Source organism: Shewanella sp. SW24, assembly GCF_025653395.1.
GTDB lineage: Bacteria > Pseudomonadota > Gammaproteobacteria > Enterobacterales > Shewanellaceae > Shewanella > Shewanella oncorhynchi.
On sequence record NZ_JAKKSH010000036.1, the window covers coordinates 15,771 to 39,589 of the forward strand.

The following is a 23,819-nucleotide window of genomic DNA, read 5'->3' on the forward strand; positions in this document are numbered from 1 at the left end:
AGAGGATTTCATTATGTTTGATTATGAAATATTAAGAGTTATCTGGTGGGCTCTGATCGGCGTACTGTTCATCGGATTTGCGGTTACTGATGGTTTTGACATGGGTGTCGGTGCGTTACTGCCAATTATAGGCAAAGACGATACTGAACGCCGTATCATGGTTAACACTATTGCTCCCCATTGGGACGGCAACCAAGTGTGGTTAATCACAGCAGGCGGTGCGTTATTTGCCGCTTGGCCTATGGTGTATGCAGTGTCTTTCTCTGGCTTCTATGTCGCCATGATGTTAGTGCTGTTTGCCCTCTACATGCGTCCAGTCGGATTCGATTATCGTTCTAAAATCGAAAATCCAAAATGGCGTAAGTCGTGGGACTGGGCTTTGTTTGCCGGTGGTTTTGTACCTCCGCTAATCATAGGCGTGGCCTTTGGTAACTTGTTGCAAGGTGTGCCTTTTGAATTCGACGAGTTCCTACGTGCGACTTATCATGGTGGTCTGTTCGGCCTGTTGAATCCTTTCGGTTTGCTGGCAGGTCTTGTGAGCGTGAGCATGTTTATGATGCAAGGCGCTTCTTGGCTACAAATGAAGACTGACAGTGAGCTGCGTGTTCGTGCTGCGAAAGCCACGCAATTCTTCGCACTGTTAGTGGCTGTGTTGTTTGCTGCTGCGGGTGTGTGGTTAGCCAATGGTATTGATGGTTATGTAGTGACTTCAGTACTGGACCATAATGCGGTTTCTAACCCAGCCATGAAAACCGTCGCAATTGAAGCGGGTGCTTGGCTTGCCAACTATGACAAATACCCCATCACTATGCTGTTCCCCATCTTAGGTGTGGCATTGCCTCTGCTAGTGATTTTGGTTAGCCGCTTTAACCGTTCAGGTTTTGCGTTCCTATTCAGCTCACTCACTGTGGCTATGGTGATTTTGACTTGCGGTGCAGCAATGTTCCCATTCGTCATGCCATCATCACTTAACCCTAACGTCAGTTTGACTATGTGGGATGCAACAGCCAGTAAAATGACCTTAGGTGTTATGACTGCTGCTGCAGCGATTTTCGTACCTATAGTGTTGAGCTACACTGTCTGGACTTACTACAAGATGTTTGGTCGTATCGGCCGTAAGCATATTGAAGATAACAAAGCCTCACTCTATTAGGCATTAAGGAGCATCTGCTATGTGGTATTTTACGTGGATATTAGGGGTTTTGTTGGCCTGTTCTTTCGGGATTATCAATGCCCTGTGGCTTGAAAATACAGAGAACATGGACAGATCGGCAGAAGATGCCGAGTAACGTCTAAACTCGATTTAAAAACCTCGCATTAGCGGGGTTTTTTATTGGGATTTTTTGATGGGCTGAGGTTATTTTAGTTTGAAGTAGAGCTGCGTTATTGTATTAGGCCAAGCAGTTAACTTCGCTGCAGAGTGGTGGTATAACTGCAGCGAATAGGCCTGATATCATCGCTTTTTGATTGTGCTCTCTGCAGATGCTTGCTCGCATGGTTTAAGATATTTTCTCCATTTCTCCATTTCTCCATTACTCCATTACTCCTTTACGTCAGGATCCTAAATCAAAGTCCCAAATCCCTTTCTTAAATGTTGCTCCTATCGTTTTGATGTAGTGCTGTTATAAAAAATGCCGCCCTGTTAGGGCGGCATTTAACGTTTGATAAAGCACTAACTCTGTATCTAAGTCCGTATTTGAGTTAGGCCTTAAACTGACTTATTTGGCGTTTTAAGGCGGCGGCTAAGGAAGACAGTTCATTGGCAGAATGCACTGTTTCAGTGGCACGGTGCTCGCCTTCGTTAGCGAGTTCGCTGATCTGATGTAAATTGTGGGTTATCTCTTGTGCAACACTGCTTTGCTGCTCAGTAGCCGAGGCTATATTGCGTGAGCTAATCGCGAGTTCGCCAATCCTACGGGTGATTTCCTTCAGTTGTTCACCCGTTGCTTCACCCTGTGCTGCAGATTCCATTCCTAATTGATGACTTTGGCTCATTTGTTCTGTGGTGCTTTTCACTTGAGTTTGCAGCTTTTCAATTGTTTGGCCAATTTCTACAATGGATGACTGTGTCCGCTGGGCGAGAGTCCTCACCTCATCGGCAACGACAGCAAAGCCTCGACCTTGATCGCCTGCGCGCGCCGCTTCAATCGCTGCATTTAATGCGAGTAAATTAGTTTGCTCGGCAATGCTGTTAATGACTTCGGTCACTTTGCTGATCGCTTCACTTTCATGGCTGACTTTTTCAACCGATTGATGACTGTTGCTGAGTTGCTGACTGAGTTTGAGTAAATCCTGCACCACTTTAGTCTGTTGGTTTTGACCTTCTTTGGCTGCGGCATCCACTTGCTGGCTTTGAACTGCGCCATCTTGGGCATGATTAGCCACATCACGGATCGAGGTCGACATTTCTTCGATGGCAGTTGCGATTTGATCCGTTTGTAGCATTAGGGCTTGAGCTTCTTCACCATTTTGCTTCGCGATGCTCTGTGCCTTGGAGGCTTGTTGCTCTAGACTCATGACTGAATCCTGCAATGCAATAATCAATTGCCTGAGCTCTGAGGACATAGTTGATACGCTGGTCGTGATTCGATCCACTTCGTTTTGACTCTGTGGTTCTGATGGCGTTAAGTGATGGCTAAAATCGCCACTGCCTAAATTTTCCATATGCACTTGGAGGGCATGCAAAGGTTTAAGTGCGCGAATTAAGACAACTGATAATAGCGCTGTGATCAGCGCGATCCCTGTGATAGCAACGATGGCGTTGATGGTGAGCAATTGCATACTTTCTTCATTAAGCTCACTTGCCTTGACTTGACCCACTAGCACCCAATTCCAGCCCGTCACGGTTTGGCTATAGGCAAACATGGGCTCATTTTTACTATTGTTGTAATGGGATTCCGCATCATTTTGGGTGGCATACGCAACACTTAAGCCATCAAGCATACTTTCGGTGATGATGTCACCTGCGTTGAACTTAGGATGGGCGACTAACACATTGTCTGCTTTGCGTACTAATAGAAAATGGCCACTTTCTTCTAAGGTGATTCTGTTAACTGCTTCTTGTAATTGTTTTAAGGAACTGGTGATGTCGAAGCCAATATATAAGATACCAATAACTTTGCCCTGTGTGTCTTTCACTGGACGATAGACTGTCATGTAGTCTTTGCCGAAAAGTTTGGCATAACCTTCGTATTCATTACCGCTGATCAGCACTTGATAGCCTGGATGTGTTTTGCCAAGGGAAGTACCTAGTGCACGGCTGCCATCGGCTTTTTTGAGCGAAGTCGAAACTCGCATAAAGTCATCGCCATCACGCACGAATACCGTAGCGGTACCGCCAGTTAGATTAGCAAAACGATCGACTTTACTTTTTGATGAGTTCACTTGTTCTTGTTCATGCATTAGGGCTGGAGAGCCAACTCCCATCACATTGACAGTTTTATTTTGCAGACTAAATTGTCCAGGATACATTTCCTTAAAAACATCGGCGTTGCGTCTCGCAAGTTGCAGAAGACTATCGTACTGCAGCTCTAACATGTCTGAAACTGCACGCATTTCAGATTTCATGGCACTGATACCTTTATCTTCTAATACATTTGAAGCGGCTTTATAGGAGACGGTACTCAATACGCCAAAGATGAGAAGAGTAAGAATAAACGCGAGGGCGCCAATTTGTTTTGCAATAGGCCAATTTTTATAATTCATCGTAAGATCCTATAGGTAACGGTTACATCAATGTAGCCTAAGTTTTACTTTGTAGTCTTGATGTGGGTCTAAAACTTCTGCAATTTTAAACTCATTTCGTTGATATTTTTGCAGTTTTATACTTGGACTCATCGGCTTATTTTGCAGAAATGTTAGTAGATAACATGTCCAAGTACTGGCTGTATTTTGAGGGTATAGACTAAGCTGCTTAAGGTAAATGGAGTTTATAGTGTTAGAACCACATTATAGGAGAAGTGTATATGCTAGGTGAGAATCATGCGTTGGTTTATGAGTTTCCTGATTTCGTCGATCAAATTAAGCATTTAAAAGTCAATAATACCGTCTTCGCGACCATGGCTAGTCGTTACCATGAACTCGATAATAAAATTAGGGCGCTGGAGTTAACAAAAGTGCCCACCGCCGATGAGCACTTTTTAGCGTTAAAATTAGAGCGATTAAACCTTAAAGATAAACTGTACCAATATCTAGTTCATGATGCGATTTGAGCTTGAATCGCGGATGGGGTGTTCGCCGTACGGGTTTTCATCAGCAGCAAATACATGGTTGGAACCCATACCAGAGAAAGTAAAGTCGTCAGCAGTGTGCCACCCGCGATAGCAATGGCAAAGGGAGGCCAAAACCCGCCGCCAGCAATGATGAGCGGAATAAAACCGCCCACGGTGGTAATGGTCGTTGAGCTGATATGACGACCACAGCTGCTGACGGTAGAGACTATGGTTTCCATATCGCCGAGCCGAGCGCTCGGCATATCTTCTAGTTCGGCCAAGATCACAATCGCAGCGTTAATGGCAAGTCCCATTAATCCAAGCAGTCCTATGATGACCGGGAATCCAAAGGGATAACCGAACACAAACACGGCTAATAGGCCAAGTCCTGCTGATTGTATCGCGCTCAATAGAATAATCGCTGTGAGCCGAAAGGAGTTAAACGACAGCACTACAGTGGCTAATAACAAGGTGACGACCAATATCATATTGGACAGTAAATTACCGACTGCTTCGTTACGCTTAGCGCTTTCCCCACCGATTTCAATGCGATAACCCGATGGCAACGGTAATTGAGCCACTTTATCTTTAACATCATTAAGTACTTGAGCAGGTAATACCCCACTGACAATGTAGGCTTCTATGGTATTAACCCTTTGGCCATTACGCCTTGGAATGGCGCCGCGGCTCACTTGTACTTCATTGTGGGCGAGGGCGGATAATGCAACAGACTCACCCGAAGGTGTCATTAATTGAATTTCAGAAAGGCGGCTCACCTGCTCGCGACTGTCATCAGTAAGGCGAACTCGTACGGGTAACGATTCTGTTTGCTCAAGCACGCTGCCACCGATAACGCCTGTGGTTGACATTTGGATCTGTTTGGCAATGTCCGTCAGGCTTAACCCACTCATTAGACTGGCATCTTCATTTACCTGTAGCCACAGCTTAGGCGCACCGGCACTTAAGGTTGCACGTGTGTGAAGTACGTCCGGCGTTTGCGCGAGAATATTACGAACGTCGTCGCCCAATGATCGCAAAGTATCTAGATTCGGGCCGAAGATCATTAACTCCACTGGCGCATTAAAGGGCGGGCCTTGCTCGAGTTTTCGTACTAGTACTTGCGCTTCGGGAAAAGCGCTATCAAATTGCTGTTGTAATTCGGGGATTAACTCATTAGCACGCTCAAAGTCAGTCACTTTTACCATGGCCTGTGCATAGTTAGTCGCCCCTTGTTGGCGCTGCGTCAGGTTGTAATAAAATGAGGGCGTATTACCGCCCACCACCCAATCGACTTGAGTGATCCCTGTGACTGCGTGGAGTTTTTTATCCATCAACTGCACTTGGTTCAAGGTGTTTTCTAAACTCACATGGGGCGCAAGATAGATTTCAATTTGGAACATGTCCCTGTCCGATGGTGGAAAGAATTGCTCCGTCATCTTACCCGAGGCGAAAAACCCTAATACTGGTGTAATGCCGATAAGCAGCGCGCTGACGATGGGGCGTTTAAGGGCAATTCTCAGGCTCGCTTGAAAATATTGGCTCACTAGCGGGAGGTTGATCCCGTGTTGATACCAGACATCCTGTTTACCTTCATGGCTAAAACGTCCCGCGAGCCCTGCAATTAGCGTATGGGAAATCACGTAAGAGCCCAGCAGCGCAAACATCACTGACATGGCAATGCCACCGACAAATTCCCCCGCAGCACCGGGCATGAGTACTATGGGCGCAAAAGCCAAAATAGTGGTGATAGTCGATCCCGCTAAGGGCAGCCAAAGGTGATGTAAGGTTTCGCTCACTGCGGCTAAACGGCGCATTCCTTGCTGACGCCTTTGCGATATGGCATCGACAATCACTATCGCATTGTCCACCATGATCCCAAGGGCGACGACGAGTCCTGTCACCGACATTTGATGTATCGGCAGGCCGATATATTTCATGCAGGCCAAGGTAAACAGCGCTGTGAGCGGCAATGAAATCGCCACTATGATGGCGTTTCTTAAGCCTAGGGTGAGGAGTAATACCAGCAAGATGATGACAAATCCTTGCAGCAGGTTAACCACTAGCCCGCCAAGTCGTTCGCTGGTGTAACTGTTTTGCTCGAATAGCCATTGGATTTGGATATTGGCGGGGACTTCGTGATTGAGTTCGTCAACGACGTTATTGACTTGTGCTTGCCAAAGATCAACACGGGTATTATCGATCATTCGCACAGCAACCATTACGCCTTGTTCACCATCGACTAACGCTATGCTATCCGCTGGGGTTTGAGCTTGGCGAGTCACAGTGGCTATGTCGCCGAGGCGAATAATTTGCCCTTGGCTATCAATTTTAAGCGGCACTTGGCGAATACGGGTTAAAGAATCAAGCTCGCCGGAGACTTCAACTAAGGCACGAAATTCACGGTTGTTGATTTCACCGGCAGCAATTTTACTGTCGGCGCCGCTGAGAATATGGGCGATGGACGCAGGAGAGAGCTGTAACTGGCTCATCTTGTTACCATCAAGCTGCACTAGCATTTCTTCGGTCGGTGCGCCGTAAAGTTTGACAAAATCCGTGCCTGATAACAGCCTGAGCCGACTCTGTAATTCTTTTGCGTAGCGGTTTAGCATGTCGACTTGTACGGGCGTATTACTATTCCACACTAAACTTAAGATGGCGGTGTAGGCATAACCAATTTGATCATCGAGTGTGGGAGATTGTATGCCCTCAGGTAAATTAATTTTCGCATCGGCCAATAAATCCCGTGCTCGAGACCATACGGGAGCCGTTTCTTTAACTGTGTCTTTCAATTCTAACTGTATAACTGAAATCCCTGGTCGAGAGGTTGATTGGATCAACTTAATTTCTTCCAAACGTCTAAGCTGGTTTTCAATGACTTCAGTCACTAAGGCTTCGACCCGTTCGGCTGAGGCGCCAGGATAAGGGGTGATCACAGAGGCGAAACGGTTAGTTATGTGGGGATCTTCAGTACGCGGTAGGCTCGATATCGCACCAAAGCCTGCGACAAGTAATAGCGCAATAACGAGGCTGACTAAGCGGCCGTTTTCAACAAAGGCTTTAATCATAATTACCTCGTGGCTGCAGCAATGTGAGATACAGTTTGGCCTACGACCAGCTTATGCAGCCCTTGGCTGACATAGATTTCATTAGGCTGAATCGCGCCTTGAATGTAGGCCATGTCTTGGGTGGTGTAGAGGATTTCCACATCGCGGCGCTCTATGATGGATTGCTGTTCATAGTTTGCGATGACATAGAGATTCCATAATCCACGAATACCATCCGTCAGTGCGGAAATGGGTACCCAATAGCCCGGTTGCGGGATTTGCTGTTGTTGATGCAGATACGCAATTTCGCCATTGATTACATGTGCATCTTGGGGCAGGCTTATTCTCAGTTGTAGGGTACGACTGATGGGATTGACTTCAGCGCTAATACCGGCGATTTCAGCAGTAAAGGTTTGATCTCGTACACTAACTTGCACTTGCTCTTTGGTGTGAAATTGTTCTGCTAGCGCAACAGGAACACCAATATAAGCTTCAGGATTGATGTTACCCACTAAGGTGAAGATAGGACTGCCTGCGGCAATCACTTCGCCAAGATTATGTAGCCTTTGGCTTATGGTTCCTTCGAAGGGAGCCACTAAGATGGATTTATCGAGCTTAAGTTGATTGGCATGCTGCGAGGCGAGTAGACGGTTTTTCGCTGCGGCTAAGCTATTTAATTGTGAGCGATTTTCATCTAATAGCTGTTCAGAGACATAGCCCGATTTTTTCAATTCTTGATTACGTTTTAGAGTGCTGGTGGCCAGATCAACATCGGCTTGGGTTTGTGCCAGACTTGCTTGGATCTCTTGACGCTCGGCTTCGAGTAGCCGGGTATCGAGAACTGCAAGTATTTGTCCTTGCTTAACTTTACTCCCAGAATCGACCTGTAAATTGTTCAACTTCCCCGCTAGTTCAAAGCCTACACCTGTGGTGTTACCAGCACGGATGGTGCCAGTGAAGGTCTGAAAGTGTTCATAACTAGGGGTTTGGATCAACGCTTGGCTTGTGACTGTGGGTAGCGTGGCTGTCGTAGCGTGTTCGGTGACTTCCTTTTGACAGGCGGATAATGTGGCTAAAGCAAACACGCAGATGCTAAGAGTGCGCCAAGAAAGTCGGGCTGTTCGATCCATTTTAAAGGCTTCCGCTGTAAGTTAAACGTTAATACTATGTAACTAGACTTGCTAGTCTAGTTGCACGAAACTAGACTGTCTAGTCTATTTTGTGCTTAACTAATGCCAATTAATTATGTCTATCTATTCGAGAGTTGATATGACGCATTCCTCTGAGACGCAATTACCTTTGAGCCGTAGTGAACAAAAACGTCAGCAAGTCCTTGTAGCTGCTATTGATTTGTTTTGTCGTCAAGGTTTCCCTCATACCAGTATGGATGAGGTTGCAAAGCTTGCGGGCGTGTCGAAACAAACCGTATATTCCCATTACGGCAGCAAAGATGAATTATTTGTTGCGGCAATTGAATCTAAGTGTGTTGGCCATAATCTTAATGATGATTTGTTAAGTGATCCCACTAAGCCGGAATCGGCATTAACCCAATTTGCCTTGCAATTTGGGGAGATGATCGTCAGTCCTGAAGCTATTACCGTATTCAAAGCCTGTGTGGCGCAATCCGAAAGTCATCCTGAGGTGTCGCGATTGTTCTTTGATGCAGGCCCTAAACACATAGTGGGCTTATTGGCGGATTATTTAGTCGCTGTAGAGGCGTTAGGGCAATATCGATTTGGTAATGCTCACCATAGTGCAGTGCGTTTATGTTTAATGCTGTTTGGTGAGCTAAAACTTAAATTAGAATTGGGGTTAGCGGCCGATGAGCTTTTTGACGACAGGAATCATTATATATTGGGTTGTGCTGACATGTTTTTGAGGGCGCATCGGGTAGAGTAAAGGCTTGTTTGTTTCAAAGGTATTAGTTTGTATCTTCATTTTGAAAGTGTGAACCTTTTTATTCAATAGCGCGTATTATGCACAAAAATTTATCCATTATTTTAAATGCAAGGAGCTAGCGTGGCTAATCGAGAACTCGCACCATTAAGCGTAAAACAGCGGTTGCTGAAAGGCAGTTTGTTATTGTTACCGTTAATGAGCTGTGCCGCTATTGCAGCGGATAAACCTTCGCAGGAATACAAACCTTTTAGATTAAGTGTCACACAGATCAGCACCCAAAGCGCCGAGGTAGCTAATGGCAATACTGAGCTACAAAGGGACAGCTTATTACTGAATGCTGGGATGAATGTATCGCTGGATAAGCAATGGTCGCTAGGCTTTCGTGTGGGCTATGACCGACTTGATTATGACTGGCGGAACATCACGCTTACTGGCGCAAACAATGTCGCACCGCTGTTTGGCACCGACGGACAGAATTGGGATCATATTAATCGTTATCGTGCCGGAGTGTCGTTAAATTATCGCATGGATAAACATTGGGCCTTCTTTTTAGCGCCGCAGATCCAATATGCCTACGCCGATACTGCATCGGCTAGCCAAGCTCAGAGTTACGATATTGTGGCATCGGCCATGTATGCATTTGATTCGGGAAACATGATTGGCTTTGGAGTCGCGTATCTTAATGATATCGATGAGGTTCGCACTGTGCCTTATCTTGCCATGCGTTGGCAGATAGATGAACATTGGGCACTGGCTAACCCATTCCAAGCCGGTTTTAGTGGTCCAGCAGGACTAGAGCTCAGTTATCAATTCAATCCTGATTGGAATATTGGTTTGGGGAGTTCACGTCGTACTGAGCGATTCCTTATTGAGGATGATGATATTGCTGTAGAAACGAACGAATGGGTGAGCTATCTGCGTGGTGGTTGGCGGGCAACGCCTGCTTTAACCGTAAACCTCTATGCTGGTTATTACTTTGATGGTGAGTTAGAAGTGACAAATCAAGCCGCGCTTGAAATGGATAACCAAGGCGCAGCGGCCTTGGATATCGAATTCAAATTCTAACGTTAATGTCAGTTATTTGCCCAGCATGGCCTCTTTGAGGCTTTTCTGGGCAGGCTTATCACCTAGCCAAATTTTTAACAGTGCTTGACGGAACATTTCACCTTCGATGGTGGCTTGTTCCTGACCATTTTTATAGGCCGTCACGCCGCGGGCTTTATTGGCGACTAAGGTAAATTGGTCACCTTCTTTAATTTCTTCCTTAAACAGTGCCATAAAGGTATCTATTTGCGGTTGAATATCAGCGGTGTTTTCTGCCGTCGCTTGCTCAAAACCTTCAGTGATCGCATCGCGCATTTTTTCTGAGGTGATCATGCCTGAGGTAATGTTAAGGCGTATCGCTGCAACTGGTGCATCAATAACCGCTGCAGTGCTACTTAATGCTGCTGGCAAATACAAACTGCCTACATATAAATCCATAAAGAACTTACTGCGAACGCCCGCGCCATTGAGCTGTAATGTTTGGCTATCTAATGTCACTGTCTCGGCGACTTGCACTCCTGAGACTTCTTTGGCCATTAATGTGTGGGGTAATAACAGCGCGCTTGCTAGGGTAAGAGTGGAGAGTAACTTCATAATACACCTCAATTTTCTATTTTAATTATTGGGTTTTAAGCAGATTTTTATGAGTATTTACAGCAAAAAGTTGACCCCAACTTCTCAAATACTCGGCACCGAAAACGGATGTTAATCTAAAGAAGAGGGGAGTGATAGGCTAATTGTGCTTACGCATCATTCGAAAATGGCTATTATGGCATACTCATCATTAAATATGAGCATACCAACAAGATGACTCCTCGCGCTAAACTATTGCGTAAAAGTGTTGGCGTAAAGCTATCGATGGGAAATTATCAGCGTTAAGCGCCCTGTATAAATTATCCGCGAGTGCCTAGCTTGTATTGACCACTCTGTTCGAACATCACCGCTTGTTTCTGTTTTGGCGAGATCAAAATGGGACCGTCGTCAAAGAAAAGAAAACACTTCCAATTGCGGACGAACACATCCCAACGAGTTTCAATAATCTGATATTTTTCATAGCAAAAATACACCGGCGTCTCATCGGGCCATTGTATAAACTCAGCTAACATGGTGGGTAAACTGCTATCTTCACTATCCCAAGCGCTCTGCCAATGATCTGTTTCCACCCAAGCATCAGCCTTCGCCGCCCAATCTCCCTTAGTAAATTGCTCCGCACGACTACTCTTGTTGCTGATCCATTGATTCCAGATTTCCATCGCACTTTTATCTGTTAACGGCAGGATATGCGCCTTGTCCTCGTCGGTGACAGGCAAGTCTTTGTGGTTGAAAATCCACTTACGGCGGTATTGATCTAGCGGTATATAAGTGTTGGCCAAGCATGCTCTCCTTGGTTGAGCCTGATAACGTGTCGGGCTCAGCAAATCTCAATGCCGCAGATTATACTGATTTAGTCAAGATTAGGGAAATGGCGCAATGTGGCTATATCCTAGTATTGGATTTTATAGTAACGATTAAGAGAGCTGTTTTTTTTAAGGGATATAGACTGAGGAAGTTTTAAATTGTGTTTCTGAAAATTATTCTTATCAGAAAAATCTTCAAGTGAAGTTGAAATCACACAAGCACTATCTGGTCTCTCCACAGGGACTCGAACCCCGATCGGCCGCTTAGGAGGCGGCTGCTCTATCCTGTTGAGCTATGAAGAGACGACAGTGATTATACTGGTTTTATCTTTGATTAAAAGGCTTATGATTTAGTTGCTTAAATCTTAAGCGCTATGTCGTTTATCTGTACATTGTAGGCGGCATTTTGGTCTACAAGTACTGCGGTGGAGCTTTCTTCGCTTACTTGCTCAATTTTTACCGTTGCACGACTTTTGGTCGCGACGGCGCGCATTTCATTGAGTCTATCGGGTAAGTTTTGTTGTAATACTACTTGGAATTTATCACCGACACGAATGCCATGTTTACGGCCTAGATTTAATATAATCCTGTCTGCTTGTCGGCTAACGACTTGGCCAAGTAATGGCCTGCAATTAAGTGTGCTGTCTAAATCTCGGGTAGCCTGCAATATTAATTGAGTAATACTTTTTCCATAGGAGGAACGCCAGAATCTATTACTGTTGGGAGCAATGATAGCCTGTTCTTCAAATTCCCATGGGGCCGATGTGCTGTAGCTTTTGCTCCAGACCTCTTCGCCACTGATTCCATGATAGAGGCTGAGTTTGAATTGAAATTGCCTTAGCGGAGCTTCATCCCAAAATCCTAAGAAGGTGGGTTGTACAGGCTCTATCGATATATCAATGATCTGCGGTTGAAGAATATATTGGCTGTCGGTAATTTCACTGAGCCAGCTTGGGAGTCGATAACCGCGAATATCCACTAGGTCTTGTTCAATATCGAGTCGCTCGTTAGCATGGATGTGACTAAAGCCAGTTGAAGAGTAATCTTCTATAGTGTTCCCTAACGCCTCTGAAATGACCTCTTCAAAGCCTGAAAGTTGTCCATATCTAAGCTGAGAACGATCTTTTATTTGTGTTTGAGGTATTAAAATAGCGGCCTTTAATTGGCCATTAGGACACTGTTGTGTTGGATCATCATTTAGATCGAGGCGTAGGGATACATATATTTTATTTCCCTGAATTTGTTCACTAACGAGTTGAATGTTTATGGCTTGGGCGTTGCGATTTATCGCAAAGTTATTTTGTGTGAGGTTACCATTAGAGGTTTGTTGCTCACTGGAGATTTGAATACCTGTGCTTAATGTCGCATAGCTAACTGCTTGATTAATTGCTTCTTCCCTTGCTTGAGCTGTATTACCATTGATAATAGTTGCTTCTCCGCTGGCTTCTATCCATTCGGCTCTGGTGGGCAAAGAAAGTAGTAAAAGGCTCAAAATGATGAGCGAAGCTGAACCTGGTATGTGCATCAATTCAATCCTTATCGCTAAGCTAATGGCGATATTACCAATCGAGCCAGTTTTCTGACTCTTAATCTAATATGTCAATAAAGCAAATTTCGTGCCTGAGTATGAGAACTTTTGATAAAGTTTCCATTGTTACAGTCGATATACTGCGTAATAGAAGAATATTGTCGGACTGAGGTTAATATTGGTCCAAAGATTGCTGGTTTTTGTTACTCATTAAAAATTTGAAGCTTAGAAAGTGAGTCACTTGACTGCCAATGCACCCATAGATGAGGTAAATCCAATGCTAAAGCGTGTGATTATTCCCTTAACATTGATAATGTTAGGTGGATGTGTAGCTAAACCGGTTACGCCGCCCAAACCGAGTTTAGTGGATGGCAATGGGTTGCCGCCAACGGCAGTGATTAACCATTTAGCACAGCGAGTAGTGACTGAGCTTGTTAAGCAAAATGATGCTTTGCGTTCTGATCAACCTATCGTAGTTGCAACACCAGTATTAGTGGGCGATTTGAATGGCACTAATGCGTTAGCGCAACAGTTACAGCAAGGATTAATGACGTCGCTCCATAGCTTTCAGTTTAATGTGGTGGATTTAAACTTAGCTGATGGCTTGAGAGTCACATCTGACGGGGATTTTATTTTGACGCGAGATTGGCAAAAATTGTCGAAAGATCTTCCTGTTGAGCATCTTGTCGTTTCGACTATGAGCGTAGTAACCAATGGTATGGCGATCAATACTCGGATTGTGAACATTAGTAACAATCGCGTGGTATCGGCATCTCAAACTTTTGTGACTCAAAAAGAGTTGGCAAACTACATGCAGCCTTCGGAGCAAATTGTGTCACAAAATGGCATCTTATATCGTCAGGCGAGTCCAGGCATGAATGAAGTGCGTGTCTTAGGAGATGGAAAATGAAACACTACTTTTTATTACTTATCACGGGGCTAATGCTAACTGGCTGCGCTGCTAAAGATAGATATGTGCAATGGGAAGATGTGCCGCCACCGAGTTTTCCTAAGTTAACGGCTATAGGATATGCGCCCTTAGCGACTCAACCGGCTAAAGAGCAATCACAAAGAGTGTTGATGGCTATGCAGGCATCAAAAATTGTGGCTTATCGTGAATTAGCGGAACAAGTTTATGGGCAGAAAATAACGGCAAACAGCAGTGTCAGTGATTGGATGTTGACGGACGATAATGTCAAAGCGTCAGTTTCTGGCGTGATCCGCGGCGCACGAGTCGTTAAGAGTTATCCCGCAGGCGAGCATTATGTCACTGAGTTAGAACTTGATTTTTCACAGGTTTGGGCGCTTTATCAACAACAGAGCCGTCCACAACGAGTGAAGGAAGTGACGTATTTCTAGCGTTTTTGAGAGTATGTTCAACAGCATGTATTGAGCCGCGTATTTACGCGGCTTTTCTTTTTGTACAAGACATTAATATCTAATCAGAGCTTAGAAAAGGGAATGCTAAGTGGGAGTGATGCGCTTGTTAGGCCTTTAAATCATTGCCTAAGCTTGAGATAGTCGAGGTCTTGCCTTTATCGTTATAGGTGAGGCTGGAGGCGTTTCTGCTGGCTTGTAAAGCTTGAGCAAAGCGATTTAAACTCGCTAAATTCATCTCAATTAAACTGGCATTTTGTTCGTTTAATTCTTTGCATTCAGTCAATGCGTCTTTGATCTCAGCCATTTTATGCACGAGTTCGACTTGCTGAGTGAGTAGCGATTTATCACTGTGTTTTGCCAGAATATCATCATTATTCTTTAGTTCTTTCAGACATTGCGATTTTTCGTTAGCAAGGGAAAGCAGTAAATCGGCGTTTTGGTCAACCAAAGCGCCTTTTTCCTTGAGTATGATTTGCTTAAGAACAGCCAAATGGGCGTGTTGTAGATCTACCAGTTTAGCTATTTCAGTCATAGTTACTCTTTATTTAAGTCATTAAGTTCGGCTTCAAAACTTGCAATATTGGCAGCCAACTTTTCAGGGTCAATTTTATAGCGACCTTCGGCAATAGCTTGTTTGATTTCTGCTACTTTCTTTTGATCAACTTCAGGAAGGCTAGCCATTTTAGTCTGAGCTCCTTGAAGTTGTTGTGCCTGGGCCGTAATGACCACTGAGTCGCTTCTCTGTGGTGTTGTCGATTTTGTAGCAACTTGAGCAGATTGATCGCTGCTCGTTTTCGTTGCGCCTGAACGAACTTGCGCAGTCGTTGCAGTGTTGAGTTTGCTAATATCAATTGCCATTTTAGGCTCCAGCGTCGTGTGTACGGGATTTCTTAACTGGGGTATCGGCAGCTTACAAAAAAGCTTTAGATTATTTTACATTCTTACTTCAACTTCGCCAATGCCTGTGACTATAGCATCTAGTTCTTTGTTTGAACTGCTATTTTTGACTCTGATCCGATCACCTTTATTGCCATCTTGTAGGGCTTCGCCTACTGTTTTGAGCTCGAATGAGCCAGAACGAACGTAGATAGATACCGAATCATTTTTACAAACGAAGCATAAGTTGTTGCTTAATATGGGATTATCTTTTGCTACTCGTCGTTTTACTCGCACGCCAGCCAATTTACTCGGGTCATCGAATTCGGCACCTCTCAAGCTATTTTGTTCAATGTAACGGACTTCTACTTGACTAGGAGAGATGAGTTCGCCTGGTGCTAAGATTTCGGTTGAGACAACAACGGGGAATAAGATATCCACCCGAACCGAGATATAGATTTGCCAAGGGTAAGCTAAGTCTTGTGTATCGCAGCTGACTTTTAAGGTGTTATTACGGCTAATTTCCCTATCGCTAGCCAGTTCAACTTTCATTGGAGACGAACATTGTGACGGCAGCATTCTTGCGTCAACCATCTGTGGCGAAATATTTACTTTGGCATTTTCTGGAACGGATATTTTTTCTGAAATAAGCGCTTTAGCTAATTCTGAGATTGCCGATACGGTGGGGACAATAGGCTCTGCACTCGCAAAAGCGGGCATGAAGAGGGTGAAAAGACTAAAAAAACAGACTAAATTTACTTTCATAATGAAGAGACTAGCTTGTAACGCCAGAATGCACCTATACTTTTATTAAGTTCGAAGCTGACCACTGTAATAATAATTTGCATCACTGTCAGAAGATTGACTCAGTTTCGACTATGTTTATCGATAGATAAGACGTAAGCAATTAATATGCCTATACTCAACTGAGTTATAGGGCCGAACATAAACAGAACAACAAGGCAGAGTTATGTCGAGTATTCTTGATTCAGTCAACAAACGAACCCAGCTCGTTGGACAAAACCGTTTAGAATTACTGCTTTTTAAATTAAACGGTCGTCAACGGTTTGGGATTAACGTGTTTAAGGTGAAAGAAGTACTGCAGTGTCCACCACTGACCACTTTGCCTAAACTTAATCCTTATGTGAAGGGTGTTGCTCATATTCGTGGAACAACCATTTCAGTGATTGATTTGAGTGCGGCAACAGGGGGAAAACCTTTAGCGAGCACTGAAAACTGTTTCATCATTATTTCTGAATATAACCGCAGTGTTCAAGGCTTCTTGGTCAGTTCTGTTGAGCGGATCATCAACATGAATTGGGAAGCGATTATGCCTCCGCCGCAAGGTGCTGGCCGTTATTCTTATCTGACAGCTGTGACTGAAATTGAAGGTGAATTAGTTGAAATTCTCGATGTGGAAAAAATCTTAGATGAGATTTCACCAGTTAAAACGGCTATCAGTGAAGAAGCCAATGAAAAACTGACCCTCGACAGAACTCAGCATTACCATATTATGGTTATTGATGATTCTGCCGTGGCGCGTAAACAAATTATTCGTTCACTCGAGTCATTGAATTTACAAATTGATACCGCAAAAGATGGTCGCGAAGCATTAGACAAGCTTAAAGAGATCGCCAAAGAGATGGATAATGTGGCCGATGAGATCCCCCTCATCATCTCTGATATTGAGATGCCTGAAATGGATGGCTACACCCTGACAGCTGAAATCCGAGATGATCCTAAGCTTAAGCATATTAAAGTGGTACTGCATACTTCGTTAAGTGGTGTATTCAATCAGGCAATGGTTCAAAAAGTGGGGGCCAATGACTTTATCGCTAAGTTTAATCCTGACGAACTGGCCGCTGCTGTGAATAAGCATTTAAGTTTGTAATTGCTGTCGGTTAGTACCTAGATACGCTTTACGCTATAATCTCGACTTTATAACATGATGGTTTCGCACTGATTTTGGTGCTTGCTATAGGATTTAGGATGTGAATGTGCCAAATAAATCACTCGCTGAGGCTGAATATAATCAATTTAGGTTGTTCTTAGAGCAACACAGCGGCATCGTACTGGGTGAAAATAAGCAATATCTTGTGCGCAGTCGTCTTGCTCCTTTGATGGGCAAATATAACCTGCCATCCTTATCTGATGTGGTTAAGCATTCGATGAAGCCTACTGAGCGTGCGCTCAGAGCTGAAGTGATCGATGCTATGACGACCAATGAAACCCTTTGGTTCCGTGATCGTTATCCATTTGAGTTGTTGAATAATGTCCTACTACCAGAATACAGTCGTCTGGGGCGTCCGCTTAAAATTTGGTCTGCGGCTTGCTCGTCAGGCCAAGAGCCATACTCATTGGCTATGACTATTCTTGAGTATCAACAGAAGAAGCCTGGTGCCTTGGCTGGTAGTGCTTCGATTCAAGCAACGGATTTATCTCCTTCCATGTTGGAACGCTGCAAAAATGCCGAGTACGATAGTTTGGCATTAGCGCGTGGTTTATCTGAAGAACGTAAGCGTCAGTTTTTTGATGCATTACCTTCAGGTAATATGAAGTTAAAGGATAATGTGAAGCGGTTGGTGAACTTTAGAGCGCATAATTTGCTTGAGAGTTATAGTCTGCTTGGCAAGTTCGACATTATCTTTTGCCGCAATGTGCTGATTTATTTTGCACCAGAGGCAAAGGCAAAAATTTTGCGGCAATTCGCTGCCGCTCTCAATCCCAAAGGGATTTTATTTCTCGGTGCATCAGAATCTATCGCTGGTTTAACGGACGAGTTTGATATGGTTCGTTGTAACCCTGGCATTTATTACCAGAAAAAGACTTAACTCAGCCGCTCTAAAGAAAATTACCGACAATTGTCGGTAATTTTTTACCCATCACTTGCTCATCCTTGTTGTTATTCTCAAAATTTTCCTGATGTTGGCACATGAATTGCTTTATTTTCGTGAGAACACGAGGAGGCAATTTTATGGCGATCAATTTTGATAATGCACTGGGTGTGCATCAATACACTCTCGGTATTAGAGCGCAGCGGGCTGAAGTTATTTCAAGCAATATCGCTAACGCAGATACGCCACATTACAAAGCCCGCGATGTTGATTTTTCTGCGGCAATGCAGGCCGCTCGAGGCCAACAGCAGCGAAATAGTCTTGAAATGCAAGAGCCAGATAAGCATTTTGGGCTTGCGGAGTTGACTGGGCAATTTGTTAAGTTCCGTGTGCCAAATCAACCCGATACCGGTGATGGTAATACTGTTGATATCCAACAGGAACAATCGGCATTCATGCAAAATGCACTTGAATATCAAATGTCACTAGGTTTTTTAGACAGTAAGTTTAGTGGCATGAAGAAAGCGTTGAGAGGGGATTAATCATGAGTTTATTTAGCATATTTGATGTTGCTGGCTCGGGAATGTCTGCTCAATCGGTCAGGCTAAACACCACCGCGAGCAACATAGCCAACGCGGATTCCGTCTCGAGTAGTGTAGATAAGACCTATCGTTCCCGTCATCCCATTTTTGAAGCCGAAATGGCTAAAGCCCAAAGTCAGCAACAAGCTTCTCAAGGCGTTGCAGTAAAAGGCATTGTAGAAAGTGATAAACCACTACTGAAAGAATACTCGCCCGATCATCCTATGGCGGATGCGGACGGCTTTATTTATAAACCGAATGTTAATGTCATGGAAGAAATGGCAGATATGATTTCTGCTTCGCGCTCATATCAAATGAATGTTCAAGTCGCTGAAGCAGCTAAGTCTATGCTGCAACAAACACTTGGGATGGGTAAATAACATGTGTTACTTAGGAGGTAAGCTGTGAGCCTCATTAATCAAATTAACCAAGCGTCGGCGCAGACGGCTCAAAATAAGAGTCAGCCAAATGCCGTTACGACGAATTCATCAACCAGCTCAACGGGTAATCCGTTTCTTGATGGCATACGTTTGCCAAAAGATTCAATAGTACCGGAAGCAAAAAGCCAGCAGTTAACTCAAGATGACTTTTTCTCGTTATTAAGCCAACAGTTATCGATGCAAGATCCCTTTAAGCCCGTCGACAACGACCAAATGATTGCGCAGATGGCATCATTCTCGACGGTTGATGGTATTACTAAGTTGAATAAGGAAATCGTTAATTTAAACGGTGTTATGACATCAAGCCAAGCATTACAGGCATCAGGACTTGTTGGTCGCAAGGTATTGATCCCAACTGATACAGGTAACATTTCAGCTGAAAGCCCAACAATAAAAGGTGTGATTAGCACGCCAGCTAAAATTCCTGAAGTTACTGTACGTGTTGAGGATGAGAAAGGCCAAGTTGTGACCACCTTTAAAGTTGATGGCAGTAAGGGGGGCAATGTCGATGTTAACTGGGATGGCCTCGATAAAGATGGAAACCCTGTAACCGCAGGTAACTATACGATCAAGGCGAGTGGTTTAGTGGATGGGAAATCCCAAGAATTGCCAGTCTCGACCTATGCTCATGTGACCAGCGTTTCTCTCGGTACGGCCAGTACTGGCGCCATTCTTAACTTGAGAGGCGGTATGGGCATCAAGTTAACCGATGTGTTAGCTGTGTCTGAAACCTAAGCTTGTATAAAAGAATTTTTGCAGCATCCGAATTGGGCGTAAGTCGCTCATAAATGAATTGAGTCAAGTGTAGAGGTGAATTATGTCGTTTAACATTGCATTGAGTGGCATTTCTGCTGCGCAGAAAGATTTAAACACAACGGCGAATAACATTGCTAATGCGAACACCATTGGCTTTAAAGAGTCCCGTGCTGAATTTGCGGATGTGTACGCTAATTCTATTTTTTCAAATGCTAAAACTGCTGTCGGTGGTGGTGTTGCAACGAGTCAAGTGGCACAGCAATTCCATCAAGGCAGCTTACAACTGACGAATAACTCCCTCGACTTGGCAATCAAAGGTGGTGGTTTCTTTGTAACGTCCTCTGAATTAGGAACATTAGATCACGCATTCACCCGTGCAGGCGCTTTTAAAGTAGATTCTAATAATTACATGGTGGATTCGGCTGGTAATTATTTACAGACTTTCCCTGTGGATAAAGACGGCAACTCAACATCTGTGAGTTTAACCACGGCTCAGCCTGTAAAAATTCCGGACACTGCCGGTAGTCCAGTAAAGACTGAGAATGTTACTTTACAAATGAACTTGAATGCTAAAGCAGAAGCTCTGGATCCTGCTTTATTTGATCCCGCCGATCCAAAAACTTATAACAATGTCACTTCAATGACAATTTATGACTCACTTGGTGAGGGGCACATCATGACGACGTACTTTGTGAAGCCTAAAGATGGTGCATATAATGGTGAGAGCAATTGGGTGGCTTATTATGCTATTGATAATAAACCTATAAATTTAAATGGTCCAGCCGTCACTTATCCAACTGATACCACGGGCGATGGCAACCCGGATTCAACGGGGACGGCTCAAAATGCTGGTGGCTGGACGGGAGCGGTGCTGAAGTTTAACGAAGTTGGGGCATATATTGACAGTAATCCTGCAGTTATTACCACGGCGCCACTTGGTAATAAGCCAGTTGGTATATTAGGCGCTGGAGCGGATGGCACTCAAGCATTAACAGTGAAGTTTAATGCGCCAACGCAATATGCAGATCCTTTTGCGGCGACTGAATTGAAACAAGATGGTACGACGGTTGGTCGTTTAACTAACGTTGAAATTGGCGCTGATGGCTTAATTACAGCAAGCTATTCTAATGGTTCGACCGTTGCTTTAGCACGGGTTGCTTTAGTTCGTTTTGCTAACGAACAAGGTTTAACGCAAGTGGGGAATACGTCGTGGAAAGCCAGTTTAGCTTCAGGTCCTGCGTTAGCGGGTGAGCCCAATAGTGGAACTTTTGGTAGTCTCAGTTCATCGGCGTTAGAGCAATCGAATATTGATTTGACGACTGAACTGGTTGATTTAATTTCGGCGCAGCGTAACTTCCAAGCGAACTCTCGTACCCTTGAAGTGAACAACACGCTGCAACAAACTGTATTACAAATCCGCTAATCATTACATTGTTTGACTAAGTGTTGCCGCCAGTGGCAACACTTAGCCTTTATCCTGCCGTTAAATCACTTCAGTTTCATATTTTTCAATTCTATCAGCAAATTAAAATCAATTTTTATTGGCACGATGCTTGCTTTGATATCGTCATGTAGAAAATTTGACGGAGCAGTCTGTGGACAAATTCCTTTATGTCGCCATGAGTGGCGCTAAGCAAAATATGAATGAGCTGGCACTCCGTGCAAACAACTTAGCCAATGCTAATACCGATGGTTTTAAATCAGATATGGCGCAGGCCAGATCGATGCAAGCCTTCGGTGAAGGGTTGCCTTCAAGGGTGTTTGCGATGACAGAATCTCCGTCAGCTAATTTTCGCTCTGGTCCGATAAAAACCACTGGACGGGATCTCGATGTGGCCATTAAAGGCGATGGCTGGTTTGCCGTTCAGGCCAAAGATGGCAGCGAAGCTTATACCCGCTCAGGTAGTCTCAGTTTCGATGCGACGGGCATGTTGTATAACGACAGAGGCAATCCCGTGATGGGGGACGCTGGCCCGATAGTGCTGCCATTACCTATTGATAAAGTGTCAATTTCACAGGATGGCATAGTGTCTGTTCGCCCTCAGGGGGCGACTGCTGAAGTGATAGAAGAAGTGGCTAGATTGAAGTTAGTTAATCCCGGCAATGCGCAGATGATGCGTGGTGAAGATGGATTATTTCGACAAATGTCAGGCGAACCAGCACCAGCTGACCCTTTCGTCGCAGTTGAAAGTGGTGCCGTAGAGGGCAGTAACGTTAACCCTGTTGATGAAATGGTGTCTTTGATTGATCTTCAGCGCCAGTTTGAATTGCAAGTCAAGATGATGAAAACCGCGGAAGAGAATGATCGTGCTTCATCTTCATTAATGCGTATTAGTTAGGAGATAGATTATGCATCCGGCGTTATGGATTAGTAAAACTGGCTTAGACGCACAGCAAACTGATATTTCAGTGATTTCAAACAACGTAGCGAACGCTAGCACTGTGGGCTACAAAAAAAGCCGCGCAGTATTTGAAGATTTACTCTATCAAACAGTTAATCAAGCGGGTGGTGTTAGTGCTTCTAACACTAAGTTACCCAATGGATTAAACATAGGTGCGGGTACGAAAGTCGTCGCCACTCAAAAAATGTTTACTCAGGGTAACATGCTGACGACGGATAACTCACTGGATCTCATGATTGAAGGTCCTGGATTTTTTGAAATCCAGCTCCCTGATGGAACCACTGCTTATACTCGAAATGGTCAGTTTACCTTAGACGATACGGGTCAGATTGTGACGCCAGGTTCTGGCTATTTGCTACAACCCGCGATCACTATTCCTGATAATGCGACCAGTATTACCGTTTCAGCGGAGGGTGAAGTTTCAGTAAAAACGCCGGGTACCGCTGAGAACCAAGTCGTGGGTCAGTTGACTATGACGGATTTTATTAATCCATCGGGTCTAGATCCTATGGGACAAAACTTATATACGGAAACTGGTGCGAGCGGCACGCCAATTCAAGGTACCGCTTCGTTAGATGGTATGGGTGCTATTCGTCAAGGCGCCTTAGAAACCTCTAACGTGAACGTGACCGAGGAACTGGTGAACCTTATCGAAAGTCAGCGCATTTACGAGATGAACTCCAAAGTGATTTCAGCGGTAGATCAGATGCTGTCTTATGTGACTCAGAATTTATAGAGGCAAACATCATGGCTAGATATCTTGTGTTGGCCGTCGCGTTATTGCTTGCAGCCTGTAGCTCGACGCAAAAGAAACCCCTTGCGGATGATCCCTTTTACGCGCCGGTATACCCAGAGGCGCCGCCGACAAAAATTGCCGCAACTGGCTCTATTTATCAAGACAGCCAAGCATCTAGCTTGTATTCGGATATACGCGCCCATAAAGTCGGTGACATTATCACTATCGTATTGAAGGAATCGACTCAGGCGAAGAAGAGTGCAGGCAATCAGATCAAAAAAGGCTCAGACATGAGCTTAGATCCCATCTTTGCTGGTGGTAGTAATGTGTCCATTGGCGGAGTGCCAATTGATTTGCGTTACAAAGATAGCATGAACACTAAGCGTGAATCGGATGCGGATCAGAGCAATAGTCTAGATGGCAGTATCTCGGCAAACGTGATGCAAGTGCTGAACAACGGCAGCTTAGTGATCCGTGGTGAAAAATGGATTTCAATCAATAATGGTGATGAGTTTATTCGTGTCACTGGTCTCGTTCGCTCGCAGGACATTAAACCCGATAACACTGTCGATTCAACGCGAATGGCTAATGCCCGTATCCAATACAGTGGCACAGGCACTTTCGCAGATGCTCAAAAAGTGGGCTGGTTAAGCCAGTTCTTTATGAGCGACTGGTGGCCCTTCTAAGGAGT

25 protein-coding genes and 1 tRNA gene are annotated in these 23,819 nt (G+C 44.5%); 16 read left to right on the forward strand and 10 right to left on the reverse strand.

Translation table 11 applies throughout. The features are described from left to right. Positions 1 to 13 precede the first annotated feature (13 nt). Together cydB and cydX are read left to right on the forward strand one after the other, a co-directional pair. Positions 14 to 1,153, forward strand: a complete 1,140-nt coding sequence (cydB, locus tag L5M17_RS20510) for a cytochrome d ubiquinol oxidase subunit II (RefSeq protein ID WP_028761243.1) — start codon at positions 14 to 16, stop codon at positions 1,151 to 1,153. Positions 1,154 to 1,172: 19 nt separating this feature from the next. Next, on the forward strand, positions 1,173 to 1,289 hold the full coding sequence (gene cydX / locus L5M17_RS20515; protein ID WP_011788717.1) for a cytochrome bd-I oxidase subunit CydX: 117 nt from the start codon (positions 1,173 to 1,175) through the stop codon (positions 1,287 to 1,289). Positions 1,290 to 1,701: 412 nt separating this feature from the next. Here the strand turns inward: cydX and L5M17_RS20520 are convergent, their stop codons facing one another. Continuing rightward, on the reverse strand, positions 1,702 to 3,705 hold the full coding sequence (locus tag L5M17_RS20520) for a methyl-accepting chemotaxis protein (RefSeq protein WP_263148980.1): 2,004 nt from the start codon (positions 3,703 to 3,705) through the stop codon (positions 1,702 to 1,704). A 260-nt stretch (positions 3,706 to 3,965) separates the two neighbouring features. Here L5M17_RS20520 and L5M17_RS20525 point away from each other — a divergent pair, with 260 nt between their 5' ends. Then, positions 3,966 to 4,211: a YdcH family protein gene (locus L5M17_RS20525; RefSeq protein ID WP_113939445.1), complete on the forward strand. Its 246-nt coding sequence runs from the start codon at positions 3,966 to 3,968 to the stop codon at positions 4,209 to 4,211. Here the strand turns inward: L5M17_RS20525 and L5M17_RS20530 are convergent. Together L5M17_RS20530 and L5M17_RS20535 are read right to left on the reverse strand one after the other, a co-directional pair. Beyond that, complete coding sequence (locus L5M17_RS20530) at positions 4,196 to 7,276, reverse strand: efflux RND transporter permease subunit (protein ID WP_263148981.1); 3,081 nt, start codon at positions 7,274 to 7,276, stop codon at positions 4,196 to 4,198. The genes L5M17_RS20525 and L5M17_RS20530 overlap by 16 nt on opposite strands. Positions 7,277 to 7,278: 2 nt before the next feature. Further along, positions 7,279 to 8,385 carry an efflux RND transporter periplasmic adaptor subunit gene (locus L5M17_RS20535; protein ID WP_263148982.1) on the reverse strand — a complete coding sequence of 369 codons (1,107 nt, stop codon included), beginning with the start codon at positions 8,383 to 8,385 and terminating at the stop codon, positions 7,279 to 7,281. A gap of 139 nt (positions 8,386 to 8,524) precedes the next feature. Here L5M17_RS20535 and L5M17_RS20540 point away from each other — a divergent pair, with 139 nt between their 5' ends. Beyond that, complete coding sequence (locus L5M17_RS20540) at positions 8,525 to 9,154, forward strand: TetR/AcrR family transcriptional regulator (protein WP_131523683.1); 630 nt, start codon at positions 8,525 to 8,527, stop codon at positions 9,152 to 9,154. Positions 9,155 to 9,274: 120 nt separating this feature from the next. After that, entirely contained in the window at positions 9,275 to 10,219 is a 945-nt protein-coding gene (locus L5M17_RS20545) for an autotransporter outer membrane beta-barrel domain-containing protein (RefSeq protein ID WP_263148983.1), read from the forward strand. A 12-nt stretch (positions 10,220 to 10,231) separates the two neighbouring features. Here L5M17_RS20545 and L5M17_RS20550 read toward each other — a convergent pair whose 3' ends face one another. The 4 genes from L5M17_RS20550 to L5M17_RS20565 form a co-directional block, all read right to left on the reverse strand. Continuing rightward, positions 10,232 to 10,792 (reverse strand): chalcone isomerase family protein, encoded by a 561-nt coding sequence (locus L5M17_RS20550; protein ID WP_105251908.1) that lies wholly within the window; start codon positions 10,790 to 10,792, stop codon positions 10,232 to 10,234. A gap of 299 nt (positions 10,793 to 11,091) precedes the next feature. Further along, complete coding sequence (locus tag L5M17_RS20555) at positions 11,092 to 11,571, reverse strand: DUF2947 domain-containing protein (protein ID WP_113939450.1); 480 nt, start codon at positions 11,569 to 11,571, stop codon at positions 11,092 to 11,094. 251 nt (positions 11,572 to 11,822) lie between these two features. After that, a tRNA-Arg gene (locus L5M17_RS20560) sits at positions 11,823 to 11,898 on the reverse strand. Positions 11,899 to 11,953: 55 nt separating this feature from the next. Continuing rightward, positions 11,954 to 13,120 (reverse strand): flagellar assembly protein FlgT, encoded by a 1,167-nt coding sequence (locus tag L5M17_RS20565; protein WP_113939452.1) that lies wholly within the window; start codon positions 13,118 to 13,120, stop codon positions 11,954 to 11,956. A gap of 280 nt (positions 13,121 to 13,400) precedes the next feature. Between L5M17_RS20565 and L5M17_RS20570 the strand changes: the two genes are divergently transcribed. Together L5M17_RS20570 and L5M17_RS20575 are read left to right on the forward strand one after the other, a co-directional pair. Next, a complete protein-coding gene (locus tag L5M17_RS20570; RefSeq protein ID WP_263148989.1) occupies positions 13,401 to 14,033 on the forward strand; it encodes a FlgO family outer membrane protein in 633 nt (210 codons plus the stop codon). Then, a complete protein-coding gene (locus tag L5M17_RS20575; RefSeq protein WP_113939453.1) occupies positions 14,030 to 14,482 on the forward strand; it encodes an LPP20 family lipoprotein in 453 nt (150 codons plus the stop codon). Before L5M17_RS20570 ends, L5M17_RS20575 begins: the two co-directional genes overlap by 4 nt. A 127-nt stretch (positions 14,483 to 14,609) precedes the next feature. Here the strand turns inward: L5M17_RS20575 and L5M17_RS20580 are convergent, their stop codons facing one another. From L5M17_RS20580 to flgA, 3 genes are all read right to left on the reverse strand, one after another. After that, a complete protein-coding gene (locus L5M17_RS20580) occupies positions 14,610 to 15,035 on the reverse strand; it encodes a flagella synthesis protein FlgN (RefSeq protein ID WP_028761214.1) in 426 nt (141 codons plus the stop codon). 2 nt (positions 15,036 to 15,037) lie between these two features. Further along, a complete protein-coding gene (flgM, locus tag L5M17_RS20585; RefSeq protein ID WP_107948432.1) occupies positions 15,038 to 15,361 on the reverse strand; it encodes a flagellar biosynthesis anti-sigma factor FlgM in 324 nt (107 codons plus the stop codon). A 75-nt stretch (positions 15,362 to 15,436) separates the two neighbouring features. After that, a complete protein-coding gene (gene flgA / locus L5M17_RS20590) occupies positions 15,437 to 16,144 on the reverse strand; it encodes a flagellar basal body P-ring formation chaperone FlgA (protein ID WP_028761212.1) in 708 nt (235 codons plus the stop codon). Positions 16,145 to 16,349: 205 nt separating this feature from the next. On the opposite strand from flgA, the gene L5M17_RS20595 reads away from it, so the two are divergent. From L5M17_RS20595 to flgH, 9 genes are all read left to right on the forward strand, one after another. Further along, on the forward strand, positions 16,350 to 17,270 hold the full coding sequence (locus L5M17_RS20595; RefSeq protein ID WP_028761211.1) for a chemotaxis protein CheV: 921 nt from the start codon (positions 16,350 to 16,352) through the stop codon (positions 17,268 to 17,270). A 100-nt stretch (positions 17,271 to 17,370) separates the two neighbouring features. Then, positions 17,371 to 18,210 (forward strand): CheR family methyltransferase, encoded by an 840-nt coding sequence (locus L5M17_RS20600; RefSeq protein ID WP_168824478.1) that lies wholly within the window; start codon positions 17,371 to 17,373, stop codon positions 18,208 to 18,210. A gap of 143 nt (positions 18,211 to 18,353) precedes the next feature. Then, on the forward strand, positions 18,354 to 18,755 hold the full coding sequence (gene flgB / locus L5M17_RS20605) for a flagellar basal body rod protein FlgB (RefSeq protein WP_028761209.1): 402 nt from the start codon (positions 18,354 to 18,356) through the stop codon (positions 18,753 to 18,755). A gap of 2 nt (positions 18,756 to 18,757) precedes the next feature. Beyond that, positions 18,758 to 19,174, forward strand: a complete 417-nt coding sequence (gene flgC, locus L5M17_RS20610) for a flagellar basal body rod protein FlgC (protein WP_006085646.1) — start codon at positions 18,758 to 18,760, stop codon at positions 19,172 to 19,174. 24 nt (positions 19,175 to 19,198) lie between these two features. Then, positions 19,199 to 19,969: a flagellar hook assembly protein FlgD gene (flgD, locus tag L5M17_RS20615; RefSeq protein WP_168824475.1), complete on the forward strand. Its 771-nt coding sequence runs from the start codon at positions 19,199 to 19,201 to the stop codon at positions 19,967 to 19,969. 82 nt (positions 19,970 to 20,051) lie between these two features. Next, positions 20,052 to 21,413 (forward strand): flagellar hook protein FlgE, encoded by a 1,362-nt coding sequence (flgE, locus tag L5M17_RS20620; RefSeq protein WP_263148984.1) that lies wholly within the window; start codon positions 20,052 to 20,054, stop codon positions 21,411 to 21,413. Positions 21,414 to 21,585: 172 nt separating this feature from the next. After that, complete coding sequence (gene flgF / locus L5M17_RS20625) at positions 21,586 to 22,329, forward strand: flagellar basal-body rod protein FlgF (protein ID WP_105251930.1); 744 nt, start codon at positions 21,586 to 21,588, stop codon at positions 22,327 to 22,329. A gap of 10 nt (positions 22,330 to 22,339) precedes the next feature. Beyond that, the gene (flgG, locus tag L5M17_RS20630) at positions 22,340 to 23,128 is read left to right on the forward strand and encodes a flagellar basal-body rod protein FlgG (protein ID WP_028761205.1); all 789 of its coding nucleotides are present in this window, start codon (positions 22,340 to 22,342) and stop codon (positions 23,126 to 23,128) included. 11 nt (positions 23,129 to 23,139) lie between these two features. Further along, positions 23,140 to 23,814, forward strand: a complete 675-nt coding sequence (flgH, locus tag L5M17_RS20635; RefSeq protein WP_028761204.1) for a flagellar basal body L-ring protein FlgH — start codon at positions 23,140 to 23,142, stop codon at positions 23,812 to 23,814. The last annotated feature ends 5 nt before the right edge of the window (positions 23,815 to 23,819 follow it).

Coding starts and splice junctions, on each gene's coding strand:
- cydB (WP_028761243.1), top strand. CDS start 14: ATGTTTGATTATGAAATATTAAGAGTTATCTGGTGGGCTCTGATCGGC.
- cydX (WP_011788717.1), top strand. CDS start 1,173: ATGTGGTATTTTACGTGGATATTAGGGGTTTTGTTGGCCTGTTCTTTC.
- L5M17_RS20520 (WP_263148980.1), bottom strand. CDS start 3,705: ATGAATTATAAAAATTGGCCTATTGCAAAACAAATTGGCGCCCTCGCG.
- L5M17_RS20525 (WP_113939445.1), top strand. CDS start 3,966: ATGCTAGGTGAGAATCATGCGTTGGTTTATGAGTTTCCTGATTTCGTC.
- L5M17_RS20530 (WP_263148981.1), bottom strand. CDS start 7,276: ATGATTAAAGCCTTTGTTGAAAACGGCCGCTTAGTCAGCCTCGTTATT.
- L5M17_RS20535 (WP_263148982.1), bottom strand. CDS start 8,385: ATGGATCGAACAGCCCGACTTTCTTGGCGCACTCTTAGCATCTGCGTG.
- L5M17_RS20540 (WP_131523683.1), top strand. CDS start 8,525: ATGACGCATTCCTCTGAGACGCAATTACCTTTGAGCCGTAGTGAACAA.
- L5M17_RS20550 (WP_105251908.1), bottom strand. CDS start 10,792: ATGAAGTTACTCTCCACTCTTACCCTAGCAAGCGCGCTGTTATTACCC.
- L5M17_RS20565 (WP_113939452.1), bottom strand. CDS start 13,120: ATGCACATACCAGGTTCAGCTTCGCTCATCATTTTGAGCCTTTTACTA.
- L5M17_RS20570 (WP_263148989.1), top strand. CDS start 13,401: ATGCTAAAGCGTGTGATTATTCCCTTAACATTGATAATGTTAGGTGGA.
- L5M17_RS20575 (WP_113939453.1), top strand. CDS start 14,030: ATGAAACACTACTTTTTATTACTTATCACGGGGCTAATGCTAACTGGC.
- L5M17_RS20580 (WP_028761214.1), bottom strand. CDS start 15,035: ATGACTGAAATAGCTAAACTGGTAGATCTACAACACGCCCATTTGGCT.
- flgM (WP_107948432.1), bottom strand. CDS start 15,361: ATGGCAATTGATATTAGCAAACTCAACACTGCAACGACTGCGCAAGTT.
- flgA (WP_028761212.1), bottom strand. CDS start 16,144: ATGAAAGTAAATTTAGTCTGTTTTTTTAGTCTTTTCACCCTCTTCATG.
- L5M17_RS20595 (WP_028761211.1), top strand. CDS start 16,350: ATGTCGAGTATTCTTGATTCAGTCAACAAACGAACCCAGCTCGTTGGA.
- flgB (WP_028761209.1), top strand. CDS start 18,354: ATGGCGATCAATTTTGATAATGCACTGGGTGTGCATCAATACACTCTC.
- flgC (WP_006085646.1), top strand. CDS start 18,758: ATGAGTTTATTTAGCATATTTGATGTTGCTGGCTCGGGAATGTCTGCT.
- flgE (WP_263148984.1), top strand. CDS start 20,052: ATGTCGTTTAACATTGCATTGAGTGGCATTTCTGCTGCGCAGAAAGAT.
- flgG (WP_028761205.1), top strand. CDS start 22,340: ATGCATCCGGCGTTATGGATTAGTAAAACTGGCTTAGACGCACAGCAA.
- flgH (WP_028761204.1), top strand. CDS start 23,140: ATGGCTAGATATCTTGTGTTGGCCGTCGCGTTATTGCTTGCAGCCTGT.